Genomic DNA, 16,366 nt, shown 5'->3' with positions numbered 1-16,366 from the left:
ATTGCCAAGTGTTAAGATAAAATCTTTCAATACTTGAATCGATAAGAAGTTATACTAAGCAGTTTAAACCTCTTATTAGATTGTTATTTTTGAAAGGTAATTTCAGGAAGTAGCTATTTTCCTGAATTGAAAAATAAAATTTTTATGAAAATTGTTCTCTCCCCTGCAAAAAGTTTAGATTACGAAACTAAGCTACCCACAACTCGTGGAACTCAGCCTCAGTTTTTGGATACAGCAATAAAGATCAATCGTAAAATGTCACGAATGTCTAAAAATGAAGTTGCCAACCTCATGGACATAAGCGATAAACTGGCCGATCTTAATTATACCAGATATAAAGAGTTTCAAGAGGAGCATACTTTAAAGAACTCTAGACCTGCTATGTATGCTTTTAATGGAGATGTTTATTCTGGATTAGATGCCTATTCCTTACCTACAGAAAAGCTCGATTTTATTCAAGATAGATTGAGAATACTTTCAGGGCTTTATGGAGTTTTAAAACCATTGGATATTATCCAGCCTTATAGATTAGAAATGGGAACTAATGTGGGGCTTTATTCAAAGAAGAATCTTTATGAGATCTGGCAAAAAAAGATCACAGACTCTTTAAATAAGGAAATGGAGAAGGAAGAACTTTTTATCAACCTTGCCAGTAACGAATATTACAAGGCAGTGAATGAAAAGAAATTAAAAGCAAAGGTGATCACCCCTGTATTTAAAGATTTTAATAACGGTAAACTAAAAATAGTGAGCTTCTTTGCTAAAAAGGCCAGAGGTTCTATGGTTAGATATATTGTAGATAAAGAAGTTGAAACAATTGAAGAATTAAAGGCTTTTGATTATGAAGGATATAAATACAGTGAAACCGAATCTTCCCGTGATACAGAGTTAGTATTTACTAGATAAATTTATTTATAATTCTATAAAGTTTATAAGAATTCCATCAGTATAAAGAAAATGCCACCTAATAGGTGGCATTTTCTGTTAATTAATTAATGTAATTTCTAGATAGATTTGTAGAATACCTATTTTATTTAATAACTTTCAGAGCATAGAAATTTAATTGTCAAAAACACAACGCATAGATGAAGATCAAAAAGGTATTAGTAGCAAATAGAGGAGAAATTGCCATCAGAATTTTTCGGGCCTGTACCGAAATTGGATTAAAAACGGTTGGTATTTATACCTATGAAGATAGGTACTCTTTACACCGTTATAAAGCCGATGAATCTTATCAGATTGGCGAAGACAGCGAACCTTTAAAGCCTTATTTAAATATTAAGGCAATTATTCAGGTTGCTAAAAAGAATGATGTAGATGCAATTCATCCCGGATATGGCTTTCTTTCAGAAAATGCAGAATTTGCAAAGCAATGTGAGGAAAATGGGATCATCTTTATTGGTCCTAAAGTAAGCGTTTTAAAATCCTTGGGTGATAAAGTAATGGCGAAGAAAGTTGCCGTTGCCAACAATGTACCAATTATTAAAAGTAACGAAAGGGAGCTTACTTCAATAGAAATTGCGTTAGAAGAGGCTAAACTTATAGGATATCCTGTAATGCTAAAAGCTGCTTCTGGAGGTGGTGGACGTGGAATGCGGGTAATTAGAGAGGAAGATCAGCTAAGAAAAGCTTTCCCAGAATCTAAACGCGAAGCAGGAAATGCATTTGGAGACGATACCGTGTTCATTGAAAAATTTGTCGAGAATCCAAAGCATATAGAAATACAGATCGTGGCAGATAACCATGGGAATATGGTGCATCTTTTTGAACGAGACTGCTCTGTGCAAAGACGCTATCAAAAAGTGATAGAATTCGCGCCTTCTTTAGGTTTAAAAGAGGAGACTAAGAACAAGCTTTATAAATATGCCTTGGATATCTGTAAAGCGGTTAATTACAATAATATTGGAACGGTAGAATTCTTGGTAGAAGAGGAGGAGATTTATTTTATAGAAGTGAATCCTAGAATTCAGGTAGAACATACCGTTACTGAAGTGATCACAGGTATAGACCTCGTAAAAGCTCAAATTTTTATTGCCGGAGATTACAAACTCTCAGATGAGCAAATTAAAATAGCAGGCCAAGAAAGTTTAAAAACTAATGGTTTTGCATTACAATGTAGAATTACGACAGAAGACCCCCAAAACGATTTTAAACCAGACTACGGGACTATCACCACATATAGAAGTGCTTCAGGATTTGGAATACGTTTAGACGCGGGTAGTATCTATCAAGGCGTGAAAATCTCTCCATTTTTCGATTCTATGCTTGTAAAAGTTTCTGCTAGTAGTAGAACCTTGGATGGAGCTTGTAGAAAAATGAGACGTGCTCTTGCAGAATTTAGAGTGAGAGGTGTAAAAACTAATATGAGCTTTCTGGATAATATCTTGGCTCATGAAACCTTTAGAAAAGGAAATGTTACGGTTAATTTTATTAATAAGAATCCCGATCTCTTTATAATAAGAGAACCACGAAACAGAGCGAATAAAATTGTAAGTTTTCTAGGAGATGTAACTTTAAATGGAAATCCAGATGTGAAAGTAAAAGATCCAACTGCTAAATTTCTTATTCCAAAAGTACCAAAATTCGATGAATTTGGTGATTATCCGAAGGGAACGAAAGATCTTCTGACTGAAATGGGGCCAGAGAAATTCTCTCGTTGGTTAAGGCATCAAAATAAAGTTCATTTTACAGATACTACTATGCGCGATGCGCACCAAAGTTTACTTGCTACAAGAATGCGAACTTATGACATGATGAAGGTAGCAGAAGGTTTTGCAAAAAACCATTCCAATATTTTCTCTATGGAAGTTTGGGGAGGAGCTACTTTTGATGTTTGTCTTAGATTTTTAAAAGAAAACCCTTGGGAACGTTTACAATTATTAAGAAAAGCAATGCCTAATGTGTTGCTCCAAATGTTATTGAGAGGTTCTAACGGAGTGGGTTATACTGCTTATCCAGATAATCTTATAGAGAAATTTGTTACAGAATCTTGGGAGCAAGGTGTAGATGTTTTTAGGATCTTCGATTCCTTGAACTGGATGAAATCTATAGAACCTTGTATTAAATATGTACGAAAAAACACTGGCGGACTTGCCGAGGCTTCAATTTGTTATACCGGAGATATTCTGGATCCAAAAAGAACAAAATACACTTTAGAGTACTATGTTCAACTGGCAAAGCAAATGGAAGATGCAGGTGCTCATATCTTGGGAATTAAAGATATGGCGGGCTTACTAAAGCCTTATGCAGCCGAAGAATTGATTGGAACATTAAAATCCAGGATTAATATTCCTATTCACTTGCATACACATGATACTTCTTCAATACAGGCAGCAACATATTTAAAAGCAATAGAAGCGGGGGTAGATGTGGTAGATGTTGCTTTGGGTGGATTATCAGGATTAACTTCTCAACCTAATTTTAATTCTATTGTAGAGATGATGAAATTCCAAAGTCGTGCGAACGATTTTGATATGGATAAATTAAATGAATATTCCAATTACTGGGAGGCAGTTCGTAGTTACTATTATCCATTTGAAAGTGGACTAAAAGCTGGCTCTGCTGCTGTTTACAAACACGAGATTCCCGGTGGGCAGTATTCAAATTTAAAACCACAAGCAGAATCCTTGGGTCTAAGTAATAGGTTTCATGAGATCACTAATATGTATGCCGAGGTAAATGGCCTTTTTGGAGATATAGTGAAAGTAACTCCAAGTTCGAAAGTAGTGGGAGATATGGCACAATATCTTGTAAGCAATAATCTATCTATAGATGATGTGTTGGAAAATGGTGAGAATATTTCTTTTCCAGAATCTGTGAAAAGTTTCTTTAGAGGAAGCTTAGGACAACCGGTTGGTGGCTTTCCAGAGAAGATTCAGAAGATCGTATTAAAAGATGAAGAGCCATTTACAGAAAGACCAAACGCGCATTTAGAACCAATAGATTTTGAAAAGGAGTTGGCAGAATTCAAAGAAACTTTTAAAGATGGTATGGGAAGAGAATTGAATATGTCCGATTACTTATCTTATAAATTATACCCTAAGGTGTTCACAGATGCCTATAACCATCATAAAGAACATGGAAATGTGATCTCTATTCCAACAAAGAATTTTTTCTACGGATTAGAAATAGGAGAAGAGATCATTGTAGAGATGGATAAAGGTAAAACCTTGTTGGTTGAGCTTGTTTCTGTAGGTGAAGCCAATAAAGATGGAATGTCTAGCATTTTCTTTAAAATTAACGGGCAAACTAGAGCAGTGCAGGTTCAAGACAAATCTATCAAGGTGGAAAAAATTGTGCATCAGAAAAAAGATAAAGGGAACGATCTTGAAATTGGTGCTCCTTTACAAGGTTCTTTAGCATCTGTATTGGTAAAAGTGGGTCAAAAAGTGAAAAAGAATGAGCCCTTATTTATTATTGAAGCTATGAAGATGGAAACAACGATCACTGCACATTCAGAAGGAGAAGTGGATAAAGTGATCCTACCAGAAGGTAGAATGGTGTTTTCTGATGACTTGGTAATTGTTATGAAATAGCCTGAAATATGTTTCATCATACGCATCCTTACGAACCATTTATTCCTGAAAATGCAACGAAATTAATCGTTGGAACTTTGCCTCCTCCTAGATTTACAACTGGAGCATTAAAGCCAGACGATGTGAATTTTTGTTATGGCAGTAGAGACGGACTTTTATGGCCCGTATTGGATAAACTATTCGATCTTAACTTGAAATATGAAAACACGGAAGAAGCCATATTACAAAGAAAAAGATTTTTAGAAAAAAGAGGGATCGGGATTTGTGATGTGGTAGAAAGTAGCCGAAGAGATAAAATAGATGCTTCAGATCTTGGAATGCAATTGGTAGAACTTCGGGATATAATTGGGATTTTACGAATTAACCTAAATATTAACACCTTGCTTTTTACTGGAGGGAACAGTAAAAATGGACCGGAATATTTTTTTAGAAGACATTTAAAAGATCTTGAAGAAGACATTAAATTGAAAGTAATTTCTAATGAAGTTCCTAGAGTACATCAATTTGTATTAGACGGAAGGTTGATTAATACGGTGTCTCTAACAGCACCTTCAGGTTCTGCTAATAGAGCTATTGGAAGTATGGATCTTTACAAAAGTATCAAAACAAAGAATCCTGAATTCAATACAATTGATTTCAGGATTCTTCAATATAAAGGGTATTTTTAATAAGATATAACTAAGATTATTTCAACTCTTTTTTGTCAAGGTCTGCAAGAGTAGAAGGTTTCGTCTTAAACTTTCCTCTTTTAGGTCTTAATCTTCCTCTGGTTCCAAGAGCTATTTTTCCTCGTTTTGTTTTCTTATCACCTCTGCCCATAACTACTTTTTATTTTGTTGCTTTTTAATTGTCTTTTCATCGATATCTACCTTGTTGGTTTTTTGATTTCTATCACCAGTTGGATTGGTAGGATTCGTTTGCTCGGTTGTTCTTTCAAACTTTTTTTCCATGACTGTATCTTTAAGTTTAATTAAAGGTAAAGCTAAACATTCATAAAAAGTATTAATGCCTTGTTAGAGTATGGTTAAAGCTATCTAAGTGTTTTTACAAAATCTGAGATCTTACTAGTTCCATTTTTATTTAAATCCTTAATAAAGGCACTTCCTATTATTGCTCCGTTGGAATATTCAGTTGCCTCCTTAAAACTTTGCTTGTCATTAATCCCAAAGCCAACAACTTGTGGGTTCTTTAAATTCATTTCAGATATTCTTTTGAAGTAATCCTTAGTATCTTCACCAAATCCAGATGTAGAACCGGTAACACTTGCGCTGCTTACCATGTAAATGAACCCATTGGAAACAGAGTCTATAAATCTAATTCGCTCTTCCGAAGTTTGAGGAGTTATTAGAAATACGTTGATGAGGTTATGTTTTTCGAAAATAGCTTGATATTTTTCTGAATATACATCTACTGGTAAATCTGGAATAATTAAACCATCTATCCCGATTTCTTCACATTTTTTACAGAAATCTTCCACTCCATATTGAAGCATAGGATTAAAATATCCCATAATGATCAATGGGATTTTTACCGTTTTTCTGATATCTTTTAATTGCTGAAATAACTTTTCTGTGGTCATTCCATTTTTTAATGCTTTAGTACTACTTTCTTGTATGGTTGGTCCGTCTGCTAAAGGATCACTAAACGGCAAGCCAATTTCTATCATATCTACCCCATTGTTTTCAAGATCTTCTATAATAGACACGGTATCATCAATTTGTGGATAACCTGCGGTAAAATATATGGAAAGAAGTTTTTTATCCTCTTGTAATTTCGATTGAATTCTATTCATTTTAATATTCTATAAATTAAAGTATTCTATATAAGTGCTCAGATCCTTATCTCCACGTCCAGAAAGATTTAATACTACAATATCATCTTTCTTGAATTTTCGATCTTCAAAAATGGCTAAGGCATGGGAAGTCTCAATAGCGGGAATAATTCCTTCTAATTTGGCTAATTCCTGTCCAGCTTTCATAGCATCTGCATCTGTAATTGAAATGAATTCAGCTCTTCCAGATCTAAATAAATTAGCATGCATCGGCCCTATCCCTGGATAATCTAATCCTGCAGAAATGGAATACGGCTCGGTGATCTGTCCATCGGGAGTTTGCATTAATAAGGTTTTGCTACCGTGGATAATTCCTTCTTTCCCTAACGCAGAAGTTGCGGCACTTTCACCCGATAAAATCCCTTTTCCTGCAGCTTCTACTGCTATAATTCCCACTTCTGGATTATCTAAATAATGATAATAAATACCCGCAGCATTACTTCCACCTCCAACACAAGCCACCACATAATCTGGCGCTTCTCTTCCTTCTTTTTCCAGAAGTTGAGATTTAATTTCCTCTGAGATTACACTTTGAAATCGTGCCACCATATCTGGATAGGGATGAGGTCCTACTACAGATCCAATAATATAATGCGTGTCTATCGGATTGTTTATCCAATCACGAATCGCTTCATTGGTGGCATCCTTCAATGTTCTACTTCCAGATTTCGCAGGAATTACAGTAGCGCCCAACATTTTCATTCTGGCAACATTTGGAGCTTGGCGATCAATATCTATTTCCCCCATATATACTATACATTCAATCCCCATCAATGCACATACTGTGGCGGTTGCGACACCGTGTTGACCTGCTCCCGTCTCTGCAATGATCCTATTCTTGCCCAAACTTTTCGCCATTAAGATCTGGCCGATAGTATTATTTATTTTGTGAGCACCAGTATGACAAAGATCTTCACGTTTCAAGTAGATCTTGGTGTTGTATTTTTCGCTAAGTCTGGAAGCAAAATACAACGGAGTAGGTCTTCCTACATAATCTTTTAAGAGCTCTTTAAACTCCTTCTGAAAAGATTCTTCTTGCATGATCTGTATATACTGCTGCCTTAATTCTTCTACATTAGGATATAACATTTCGGGAATATATGCTCCGCCAAATTCGCCGTAATAACCTTTTTCATCTGCCTGATAAGTCATGTTTTCTATATTATACTTGGATATCTAAACCCAAATTATCTTTAAAATTTTTTAATGCATTTGCATCTTTTAATCCTGCTTCAATTTCAAATTTACTATTCACATCTATTCCAAAAAGCAACTTCGATTTATTCTTTTTTTCAAGATAAGCATAAAGTTTTTCTATTTTTAAAACTTCATCTAGACCAATTCCTCCACTAAGAAAGAATGGAGTAGAGGACGGATAATCTTTTAATAGCTCCCAATTAAAAGCAATTCCGTTTCCTCCTTTATTCTTCCCCTTTGTATCGAAAAGGAAGAAATTTACGACACCTTCGTAAGGTATAAGTTCTTCAAAATCGAAGCTCTCTTTCACAGAAAACACTTTTATAATTTCTGCTGAATTATTTTGACCCAAGGCTGATCTTAATTCTTTGCAATATTCAGCTGATTCCTTTCCGTGAAGTTGAATCGCGTTGAAATTGTATTTTTTAACCTTATCTAAAATAAACTCGATCTCAGCATCTACAAAAACTCCAGTTTTTTTGATAGCTGTATCTATTTCCGGGATTTCTCCTGAAAAATTTCTAGGAGATCCTTCATAAAAGATGAAACCGAGATAATCGGGTATTAAAGCTGCCACCGCCAGAATATTTTCTGAATGCTTCATCCCACAAACCTTCAATTTGAGATCCTTCATTTTAAAGTGCGTTTAATTCTTGAATAAATTGAGCAGCACTTTTTCCGGGATCGGTGGTCTTCATAAAATTCTCACCAATTAAAAAACCTTGATAGCCGTAATTTTTTAGATCCTTAATAGCTTCCACACTGCTAATTCCACTTTCTGAAACCTTCACAAAATCATTTGGAATCTTTTCTGAAAGTTGTTTGCTGATCTCGGTACTCACTTCAAAAGTTTTCAAATTCCTGTTATTCACACCTAACATATCAAGGCTAGGCATGATAGATTTCTCTAGTTCTTCTAAATTATGGACCTCTAATAAAACATCTAAACCTAAACTTTTAGCCAATTCAGAAAAGGCCTTTATTTCATCTCGAGTTAATACTGCAGCAATTAGTAGAATTACATCTGCACCATGGGCTTTGGCTTCCAAAATCTGGTATTCATCAATAATAAATTCCTTTCTTAATAATGGCATTTTTACAGAAGTTCTTGCCAGAATAAGATCATCTAAAGATCCGCCAAAATATTTTCCATCGGTAAGTACAGACATTCCGCAAACTCCTGCATTTTCATATCCAGAAGCAACATCCTGCACATTTAGATCCTGATTTATCACAGATTTAGATGGAGATCTTCGTTTATGTTCTGCAATAATTCCGCTAGAACTATTCCTTAAAGCAGTTGCCAGGGAATTGGTTTTATAACCAAAAAGCGGATAACGTTCTAAGTCTTGAGCAGAAATAAGCTGTTTTTTAAGTGTAACTTCATTTCGTTTATCAGCAATAATTTTATCTAGAATATTCATTTATTTACAATTTAATTAGGCCGCGCTTAGTTCTTGTAATTTTTTCAAAGCTGTCAGTGCTTTTCCAGAATTCAAGGATTCTTGTGCTTTCACAAAACCTTCCATAGGTGTGCATCCTGTAGAAGTTGCAATTGCCATCCCTGCATTAGCACAAACAACATTGTTTTGTGGAATGGATCCATTCCCCTCCAATATATCAACAAATATTTTGGCAGAATTTTCTATAGAATTTCCACCTGAAATTTCAGAAGCATTTAAAGTTTCTACTCCAAAATCTAAAGGTTCTAAAATTCCTTCCGTAGAATTTGAAATTGTTTTGGTTGCACCTGTTAAAGAGATCTCATCGTACCCATCTAAGGCATGTAAAATAGTGAAATTCTTATCGGTGTTCTGATAGAGATATCCATACATTCTTGCCAATTCTAAACTAAAAACTCCAACCAACTGGTTCTTTGGAAATGCAGGATTTACCATGGGCCCCAACATATTGAAAAAGGTTTTTACCGCCAACGATTTTCTAATAGGCGCAACATTTTTCATTGCTGGATGAAATAGGGGAGCATGTAAAACACATATCCCAGCCTTATCTATACAACGCTCTAAAAAATCTGTTTTATTACTGAATTTAATCCCCAAATATTCCATTACATTCGAGCTTCCACTAATAGAAGAAACCCCATAATTACCATGTTTGGAAACCTTGATTCCCGCTCCGGCAGTTATAAATGAAGAAAGCGTAGAGATATTAAATGTATCTTTTCCATCGCCTCCAGTTCCACAAAGATCTACAGCATTATAATCGCTAAGGTCTACAGAAAGACAAAGTTCTAAAAGTGCGTCCCGAAATCCTTCTAACTCATCTATGGTGATACTTCGCATCATATAAACCGTTAAAAAAGCAGCGATCTGACTCTGGTTATATTCTCCTTTCGAAATATTTACCAAAACTTCGTTTGCTTCCTGTTTCGAAATGGTTTCGTGATTGATTAATCTGTTAAGTATATGTTTCATCTTTTTACTTTCTGCTTTCTATAACCCAGTTCTTCATCATTTGTTTACCCATAGGAGTTAATACCGATTCGGGATGAAATTGAACGCCTTTAACATCATATTCCCTATGTCGTAGGGACATAACTTGTCCGTTTTCATCGAAAGATGTAGCTTCTAAGACTCCCGGCAAATTTGGATCTACCACCCAAGAATGATATCTTCCCACCATTAGTTCCTTATCTATATGCTTAAACAAACTCTCGTCTTCCACAGAAACATTGATCTTAGTAGAAACTCCATGAAAAACCGATTCTAAATTGATCAATTTTCCGCCGAAAACTTCTCCAATTGCTTGTTGGCCTAAACAAACTCCCAAGATGCTTTTTGTAGGAGCATAACGTATAATGATCTCCTTTAATAAGCCGGCTTCATCGGGAATTCCGGGGCCAGGAGAAAGTAAGATCTTATCGTATTTGGCGATCATGTCCAGATCCACTTCGTTATTTCTAACAACCGTTACTTCACAGTCCAATTCTTCTAGGTAATGCACCAAATTATACACAAAGGAATCGTAGTTGTCTATCACTAAAACTGAAGTTCTCTTGCCAGTTTGAAATTCGATCTTTGCTGCTATATTTTTATTTTCGTTCTCTTTCATTTTAAATTTCTTCTGCAATTTCAATTGCCTGAGTTAATGCCCCTAACTTATTATACACTTCTTGCAATTCATTTTCTTCATTAGATTCAGAAACAATACCTGCTCCAGCCTGATAATGTAGTTGATGATTTTTACTAACAAAAGATCTAATAATGATGGCGTGATTGTAATTTCCGTGAAAATCCATAAAGCCAATGGCGCCTCCATACGCACTTCTATTCACATTCTCATATTTTTCAATAAGAGTCATAGCGCTATGTTTTGGGGCACCACTAAGGGTTCCTGCAGGAAAAGTATCTGCCACAATTTGCATGGTACTAACTTCTTTATTTTTAGTCCCAGTTACTTTACTCACTAAATGAATAACATGGGAGAAGAATTGTACTTCTCTGTAATTCTCCACTTTTACATTTGTGCTATGCCTACTTAGATCATTTCTGGCAAGGTCTACCAACATTACATGTTCTGCATTTTCCTTATCATCTTCAGATAATTCTTTAGCTAAAGCAGCATCTTGCTCATCATTTCCTGTACGCTTAAAAGTTCCCGCTATTGGATGGATCTCCGCTTTTCCATCGGAAACCACTAATTGCGCTTCCGGAGAACTTCCGAAGATCTTAAAGTCTCCATAATCGAAATAGAATAAATATGGAGAAGGATTGATACTTCTTAATGCGCGATACACATTAAATTCATCTCCCTTAAAGTTTTGAGTAAATCTGCGGGAGAGTACCAACTGAAAAACATCGCCACGTTGACAGTGTTTCTTTCCTAATTTCACGTTTTCCATAAACTCTGAATCGGTGAGATTAGAGATAGGAGCATGGTCTTTTCTGAAATTATAACTTGCAAAATTCTTCACTTTTATAAGCTGAGAGATTTCTTCTAGTTTGCTTTCAGAATTATAATTATGGTCGAAAATATAAGCTTGATTATTGAAATGGTTGATCGCTATAATGTTTTGATAAACCGCATAATAAACTTCCGGGATCTCAAGATCTCCTTTCTTTTTCTCGATCTTAATATTTTCTAAATATTGAACACCGTCGTATCCAATATATCCAAAAAGGCCATTATTTATAAACTTGAAATTGGAGTTCTCTGTTTTAAAAAAAGAGGAAAATTTCTGAATTGCTTCTGAAACTTTAATTTCAGGGGTAATAGCAGTAACTCTTTTTGAACCATCTGGAAATAGTTCCTTTATTTCTCCGTTCTTTATTTTAATAGAAGCAATAGGATTACAACATATATAGGAAAAACTATTATCGTTAGCGTGATAATCACTACTCTCCAACAATAAACTATTGGGGTATTTATCACGAATTTTAAGATAGACACTTACCGGAGTAAGAGTGTCTGCAAGTAGTTTTTTAAAAGTGGTCTTTAAAGTATACATGTTATTATTTCAGAAAAAATTAAACAAAAAAAGGCTTGTCGTGAGACAAGCCTTGTATATGAAAATACTATAGCAGTGTTACTTCACGACGTTTTGACGTAAGTTACTCCACCACCAAGTATGTACTGTATTATTTTTCATTGGTTCAAATATAAGTATCATTGTTGAATTGACAAAGGTTTTCTCCAAAATGATACTTAAGTTGAAATAGATTTATCTGAACTTAGAATTTTAAATTTACGTCAAGATCAAAATTGTCGTAGATCGTTTTGTCTCCTAAGTCATCGAAAAAGCTTCCAGAGCCATATTTTACATCATATTTAGATCTATCAATAGATAATTTTGCAGATGCAGAATTATCATTTATCTCCAAATCGAAAGTTACAGGTTTTGTGATGTTTTTTATAGTAAGGTTCCCGACTACACCGTAAGATCCATTTCCTTTCGAAGCTATATTAGTGATTACTAATTTGGCGGTAGGATGTTTTTCTACCCCGAAGAAATCTTCAGATTTTAAATGACCTTCCAGTTTTTGCTTACTTTCTCCAGAAAGGTCGGTATTAGAAATGCTAGACATGTCCATTACAAACTCACCACCTATCAATTTTTCGTCTTCCATATTAAAGAATCCGCTTTTTAATTGAATAGTTCCTGTATGCGATCCCGTAACTTTTTTACCTGTCCAGGTTACGTTACTTTCTTTGATATTAATTTCTTTTTTCATCGTTGTAAATGCTAATGTTGTTAAAACAATTACTGAAGCAGCAGCTCCTTTTAATAGATTTTTTTTCATGATTATTCTCTTAATTGGTTTATAAATTATTTATTAAATCTTCTTTGCTTTTTCTAACTTTTGCTGCAAATTGCGTGGTATCTTCTTCACTTCTATATCCAACGGTTGCTATAACAGCTGTAGTAAGACCTTTATCTTTTAAATGTAAAAGCTCATCGTATTTAGTGACATCAAAGCCTTCCATAGGACAGGTGTCTATTCTTAGATTTGCTGCGGCAGAAAGAAAATTTCCTAATGCTATATATGCTTGCTTAGCTGCCCAAGCACTCTGATCTTCTGGATTAAGTTTTAAAATAGTAGACTCTAGCATTCCTTTTAAACCTTGTAGATCTTCAATCTTAAGATCTCTCGTTTGTGCAATATCTTGTAGATAAGAATCTACATAGTTTGTGGTAATTTCTGTTTTGTTAGCGAATACAATGATTTCTGAAGCATCTGTAATCTGAGTTTGATTCCATGACGCTGCTTTTAATTCTTCTCTTAAGGCAGCATCTTTTACAACAATAATTTCATAAGGTTGCAAACCATAAGATGAAGCTGTAAGTTGAATAGCTTCTAATAAGGTTTGAAGATCTTGCGTTGAAACCTTTCTATTTGAATCGAATTTCTTGGTGGCATAACGCCAATTTAAATCGTCTATATAAGTACTCATAATTTTCTATTTTAATAGTTTTTGTAAATTAGTTGTGATTGATTCTACTTCTGAAGGAGATAATTGGTTAGTAATTAATTCCTCAGTTTTATCTATTAGAGGGTCTATAACCTTTAAAACTTCTAATCCTTTGGAGGTGATATTTATTTCCACTTTTCTACGATTCATTTGGCAAATAGATCTTTCTACGTATTCCTTTACGATTAATTTGTCTACTAGCCGAGTGGTATTACTCATTTTGCTAATCATTCGTTCTTGAATTGTAGATAAATTAGCTGGCTTACCTTTCTGTCCTCTTAATATTCTTAGAACATTAAATTGAGATATACTTATATCAAAAGGTTTTAATGTTTCGGAGATTTTATCGTTTATCAAATTTGTAGTATGTAAAATGCTAAGAAGCAGCTTCCGCGAAGGAGGAAGAGTTTGATCTGTTTTTAATAATTCTTCTATTTTCATTTGTATCTACAATATTTGTATGTACAAATGTAATTCAAATCTTCAATCTAACTTTAAATATTTTGTTAAATGTTTTTTATTCAAAATGGATGAAATCGTTCTAAACTCAATAAACTATATAAATGAACGTTTATATGGTAGCTTATAATTTTTTAATTTTTTCTATTCTGAAATTATTAGATAATATCCTTTACATTATATTTACATTTCAATTTACTATTAGTTAAGCATAAAAATCATAAATATGAAAAACCTTACTCAAGAACAGTGGTCTAAAGATGTTGGCGAAGATAATAATGCCGTAATCCTAGATGTACGTACAGAAGAAGAATTTATTGAAGGCTATATTCCAACAGCAATCAATATTGATATTTACAAGGGACAAGGCTTTTTAGATGAGATCGAGAAATTAGATAAATCGAAAAGTTATTATGTGTACTGTAGATCTGGAGCAAGAAGTGCTCAAGCATGTGCCTTAATGAAACAACAAGGTTTTGAAAACGCTTATAACTTAATGGGTGGTATTACCGATTGGGATGGTGAGATAGAAAAATAATCTTCTGCAAATGATGAAAGTTTTTTTTAGGTTGTTATTAATCACTTTTCTCATGCAAGGCTGTGTGCAGTCTAAAGCGAAAGAAATTCAGGTGGTTACTGCGGATGAGTTAAATACTCATATTCGTTATAATACTGTCGAGGAAGTTGAGATTCAATCGAAAGAAGATTTTAAAAAGTCACATTTAATTAGCGCAGACAATATTATAGGGAATGAGGAGCTAAGAGAAGATCTCAAAAAGTTGGATAAAAATTCACCAATTGCTATATATATCACTACTAATAATAGATCTAATGAAGCTGCATTAATTCTTAAAGAAATCGGTTTTCAGCAAATTTATATTCTTGATAATGGTATAAAAAAATGGAACCTTAGAGATTAGTTTTAATATCATTCAATATAAATTTTAACATTATTGTATAGCGTATATCATATCTATTAAAGTCATGTAAATGAACCATAAGTACAAGTAAATCTGAGAGCTACCTCTCAGATTTTTTTTGGTTTAAGGTTTAAATAGATTAGATTTGAAGATGTTGTTAACTAATTTTTAACCAAAATTAAAATGAATATGTTAAAATCAAGACTTAAAGTTGGTATTGCTGTATTAGCAACCTCTGCGTTTTTCTTTTCCTGTACACAGGACCAAAACACCACTACAGATCCTGAAGCTTTTACAGAAATTGATGCAAATTTCGATGCTCAGAATATAGATGGACAGTATATTGTAGTATTTCAAGAAGGAGCTATCGCCGATGTAAGTACAAAGTATCCTAAAAATTACGGAAAAGCGCAGGCTGCGATGAATCAAGAGACTAAAAGATTTTTAAATGAGGTTTCTATAAACGCAGAAATCGTTAATGTTTATAGTAATGTTTTTAGTGGTGCAACACTTAAATTAGATAAAGCTCAGTTAGAGTTATTGAAGAATAACAAAGGAGTTAAATATATAGAGCAGGATAGAATAGTGAGTTTTGCACCTCCATGTGGAACTCCAAATGGAGGCCCATGTGGTGAGCCTGACCCTGGAACAGGAGGAGGTTCTCAAGAAACTCCTTATGGAATTTTAAGAGTTAATGGAGTTGCTGGTTATACCGGTAATAATGTAGCTTTTGTCGTAGATTCCGGTGTAGACTTGGATCACCCAGATTTAAATGTAGATTCTTCTAGAGCGTTTAATGCATTTACCTCCGGGAAAGATGGTAAATCTGCAGATGATGGGAATGGTCATGGTACTCATGTTGCTGGGACGATAGCGGCTTTAAATAATGGATTTGGTGTAATAGGTGTAGCTCCTGGAGCTACCATTATTCCTGTAAAAGTTTTAGATAGTAGAGGAAGTGGTTCATATTCTGGAGTTATAGCTGGTGTAGATTATGTTGGAGCTAATGGATCTAATGGCGATGTTGCAAACTTAAGTTTAGGAGGCCCTGTTTCTCAAGCTTTAGATGATGCAATTTATGCAGCATCTCAAAATGGAATTAAATTTGCCTTAGCTGCAGGAAATGAAAGTAATGATGCAAATAATAGTTCTCCGGCCAGAGTAAATGGACCAAACATTGTAACCATTTCTGCTATGGATAGCAATGATAGATGGGCTAGTTTTTCTAATTATGGAAATCCTCCTGTAGATTTTGCAGCACCTGGTGTAGCGGTTAAATCTACATGGAAAGGTGGTGGCTACAATACTATTAGTGGGACTTCTATGGCTTCTCCACATGCAGCAGGAGTTTTGCTGTTAGGGGCATCTAGAACAGATGGTTCTGTTTCAAATGATCCTGATGGAAAGGCAGATGCTATCATTGTACATTAGATTAAATTTCTTAGTATAGATAGGTTGTCCCAGGTATTGAATAATGAGTTTTCGATATTTGG

At 34.4% G+C, this 16,366-nt stretch carries 18 protein-coding genes; 6 read left to right on the top strand and 12 right to left on the bottom strand.

Annotated elements, in window-relative coordinates; all coding sequences use genetic code 11:
• The first annotated feature begins 144 nt into the window (after positions 1 to 144).
• From yaaA to BC962_RS14350, 3 genes are all read left to right on the top strand, one after another.
• The gene (yaaA, locus tag BC962_RS14360) at positions 145 to 906 is read left to right on the top strand and encodes a peroxide stress protein YaaA (protein WP_121346813.1); all 762 of its coding nucleotides are present in this window, start codon (positions 145 to 147) and stop codon (positions 904 to 906) included.
• A 179-nt stretch (positions 907 to 1,085) separates the two neighbouring features.
• Entirely contained in the window at positions 1,086 to 4,535 is a 3,450-nt protein-coding gene (locus BC962_RS14355) for a pyruvate carboxylase (protein WP_121346718.1), read from the top strand.
• Between the two features lie 8 nt (positions 4,536 to 4,543).
• Entirely contained in the window at positions 4,544 to 5,203 is a 660-nt protein-coding gene (locus tag BC962_RS14350) for a uracil-DNA glycosylase family protein (RefSeq protein WP_121346717.1), read from the top strand.
• Between the two features lie 16 nt (positions 5,204 to 5,219).
• Here the strand turns inward: BC962_RS14350 and BC962_RS14345 are convergent, their stop codons facing one another.
• The 12 genes from BC962_RS14345 to BC962_RS14295 form a co-directional block, all read right to left on the bottom strand.
• Complete coding sequence (locus BC962_RS14345) at positions 5,220 to 5,354, bottom strand: 30S ribosomal protein THX (protein WP_121346716.1); 135 nt, start codon at positions 5,352 to 5,354, stop codon at positions 5,220 to 5,222.
• 2 nt (positions 5,355 to 5,356) lie between these two features.
• A complete protein-coding gene (locus tag BC962_RS16580) occupies positions 5,357 to 5,485 on the bottom strand; it encodes a hypothetical protein (protein WP_262674352.1) in 129 nt (42 codons plus the stop codon).
• Between the two features lie 80 nt (positions 5,486 to 5,565).
• Complete coding sequence (trpA, locus tag BC962_RS14340) at positions 5,566 to 6,327, bottom strand: tryptophan synthase subunit alpha (protein WP_121346715.1); 762 nt, start codon at positions 6,325 to 6,327, stop codon at positions 5,566 to 5,568.
• 9 nt (positions 6,328 to 6,336) lie between these two features.
• Positions 6,337 to 7,518 carry a tryptophan synthase subunit beta gene (gene trpB, locus BC962_RS14335; protein WP_121346714.1) on the bottom strand — a complete coding sequence of 394 codons (1,182 nt, stop codon included), beginning with the start codon at positions 7,516 to 7,518 and terminating at the stop codon, positions 6,337 to 6,339.
• Between the two features lie 10 nt (positions 7,519 to 7,528).
• Complete coding sequence (locus BC962_RS14330) at positions 7,529 to 8,197, bottom strand: phosphoribosylanthranilate isomerase (protein WP_245984228.1); 669 nt, start codon at positions 8,195 to 8,197, stop codon at positions 7,529 to 7,531.
• A gap of 1 nt (position 8,198) precedes the next feature.
• Complete coding sequence (gene trpC, locus BC962_RS14325) at positions 8,199 to 8,987, bottom strand: indole-3-glycerol phosphate synthase TrpC (protein WP_121346713.1); 789 nt, start codon at positions 8,985 to 8,987, stop codon at positions 8,199 to 8,201.
• A gap of 15 nt (positions 8,988 to 9,002) precedes the next feature.
• On the bottom strand, positions 9,003 to 9,998 hold the full coding sequence (gene trpD / locus BC962_RS14320) for an anthranilate phosphoribosyltransferase (protein WP_121346712.1): 996 nt from the start codon (positions 9,996 to 9,998) through the stop codon (positions 9,003 to 9,005).
• A gap of 4 nt (positions 9,999 to 10,002) precedes the next feature.
• Entirely contained in the window at positions 10,003 to 10,635 is a 633-nt protein-coding gene (locus tag BC962_RS14315) for an anthranilate synthase component II (RefSeq protein ID WP_121346711.1), read from the bottom strand.
• Position 10,636: 1 nt separating this feature from the next.
• Positions 10,637 to 12,031, bottom strand: coding sequence for an anthranilate synthase component I family protein (locus tag BC962_RS14310; RefSeq protein WP_121346710.1), 1,395 nt, complete (start codon positions 12,029 to 12,031; stop codon positions 10,637 to 10,639).
• Between the two features lie 223 nt (positions 12,032 to 12,254).
• Positions 12,255 to 12,824: a YceI family protein gene (locus BC962_RS14305; protein WP_121346709.1), complete on the bottom strand. Its 570-nt coding sequence runs from the start codon at positions 12,822 to 12,824 to the stop codon at positions 12,255 to 12,257.
• A 19-nt stretch (positions 12,825 to 12,843) separates the two neighbouring features.
• The gene (locus BC962_RS14300; protein WP_121346708.1) at positions 12,844 to 13,476 is read right to left on the bottom strand and encodes an NAD(P)H-dependent oxidoreductase; all 633 of its coding nucleotides are present in this window, start codon (positions 13,474 to 13,476) and stop codon (positions 12,844 to 12,846) included.
• A gap of 6 nt (positions 13,477 to 13,482) precedes the next feature.
• On the bottom strand, positions 13,483 to 13,935 hold the full coding sequence (locus BC962_RS14295) for a MarR family winged helix-turn-helix transcriptional regulator (protein ID WP_121346707.1): 453 nt from the start codon (positions 13,933 to 13,935) through the stop codon (positions 13,483 to 13,485).
• Between the two features lie 244 nt (positions 13,936 to 14,179).
• Here BC962_RS14295 and BC962_RS14290 point away from each other — a divergent pair, with 244 nt between their 5' ends.
• The 3 genes from BC962_RS14290 (at position 14,180) to BC962_RS14280 (ending at position 16,304) form a co-directional block, all read left to right on the top strand.
• Positions 14,180 to 14,491: a rhodanese-like domain-containing protein gene (locus BC962_RS14290; RefSeq protein WP_121346706.1), complete on the top strand. Its 312-nt coding sequence runs from the start codon at positions 14,180 to 14,182 to the stop codon at positions 14,489 to 14,491.
• Between the two features lie 10 nt (positions 14,492 to 14,501).
• The gene (locus tag BC962_RS14285; protein WP_121346705.1) at positions 14,502 to 14,873 is read left to right on the top strand and encodes a rhodanese-like domain-containing protein; all 372 of its coding nucleotides are present in this window, start codon (positions 14,502 to 14,504) and stop codon (positions 14,871 to 14,873) included.
• Positions 14,874 to 15,062: 189 nt separating this feature from the next.
• A complete protein-coding gene (locus BC962_RS14280) occupies positions 15,063 to 16,304 on the top strand; it encodes a S8 family peptidase (protein WP_121346704.1) in 1,242 nt (413 codons plus the stop codon).
• The last annotated feature ends 62 nt before the right edge of the window (positions 16,305 to 16,366 follow it).

It is taken from the genome of Gillisia mitskevichiae (genome assembly GCF_003634585.1).
Lineage (GTDB): Bacteria > Bacteroidota > Bacteroidia > Flavobacteriales > Flavobacteriaceae > Gillisia > Gillisia mitskevichiae.
The sequence above is the reverse complement of the archived record's forward strand: the minus strand, read 5'-3'. Positions and strand labels throughout refer to the sequence as shown.

Coding starts and splice junctions, on each gene's coding strand:
- yaaA (WP_121346813.1), top strand. CDS start 145: ATGAAAATTGTTCTCTCCCCTGCAAAAAGTTTAGATTACGAAACTAAG.
- BC962_RS14355 (WP_121346718.1), top strand. CDS start 1,086: ATGAAGATCAAAAAGGTATTAGTAGCAAATAGAGGAGAAATTGCCATC.
- BC962_RS14350 (WP_121346717.1), top strand. CDS start 4,544: ATGTTTCATCATACGCATCCTTACGAACCATTTATTCCTGAAAATGCA.
- BC962_RS14345 (WP_121346716.1), bottom strand. CDS start 5,354: ATGGGCAGAGGTGATAAGAAAACAAAACGAGGAAAAATAGCTCTTGGA.
- BC962_RS16580 (WP_262674352.1), bottom strand. CDS start 5,485: ATGGAAAAAAAGTTTGAAAGAACAACCGAGCAAACGAATCCTACCAAT.
- trpA (WP_121346715.1), bottom strand. CDS start 6,327: ATGAATAGAATTCAATCGAAATTACAAGAGGATAAAAAACTTCTTTCC.
- trpB (WP_121346714.1), bottom strand. CDS start 7,518: ATGACTTATCAGGCAGATGAAAAAGGTTATTACGGCGAATTTGGCGGA.
- BC962_RS14330 (WP_245984228.1), bottom strand. CDS start 8,197: ATGAAGGATCTCAAATTGAAGGTTTGTGGGATGAAGCATTCAGAAAAT.
- trpC (WP_121346713.1), bottom strand. CDS start 8,987: ATGAATATTCTAGATAAAATTATTGCTGATAAACGAAATGAAGTTACA.
- trpD (WP_121346712.1), bottom strand. CDS start 9,998: ATGAAACATATACTTAACAGATTAATCAATCACGAAACCATTTCGAAA.
- BC962_RS14315 (WP_121346711.1), bottom strand. CDS start 10,635: ATGAAAGAGAACGAAAATAAAAATATAGCAGCAAAGATCGAATTTCAA.
- BC962_RS14310 (WP_121346710.1), bottom strand. CDS start 12,031: ATGTATACTTTAAAGACCACTTTTAAAAAACTACTTGCAGACACTCTT.
- BC962_RS14305 (WP_121346709.1), bottom strand. CDS start 12,824: ATGAAAAAAAATCTATTAAAAGGAGCTGCTGCTTCAGTAATTGTTTTA.
- BC962_RS14300 (WP_121346708.1), bottom strand. CDS start 13,476: ATGAGTACTTATATAGACGATTTAAATTGGCGTTATGCCACCAAGAAA.
- BC962_RS14295 (WP_121346707.1), bottom strand. CDS start 13,935: ATGAAAATAGAAGAATTATTAAAAACAGATCAAACTCTTCCTCCTTCG.
- BC962_RS14290 (WP_121346706.1), top strand. CDS start 14,180: ATGAAAAACCTTACTCAAGAACAGTGGTCTAAAGATGTTGGCGAAGAT.
- BC962_RS14285 (WP_121346705.1), top strand. CDS start 14,502: ATGATGAAAGTTTTTTTTAGGTTGTTATTAATCACTTTTCTCATGCAA.
- BC962_RS14280 (WP_121346704.1), top strand. CDS start 15,063: ATGTTAAAATCAAGACTTAAAGTTGGTATTGCTGTATTAGCAACCTCT.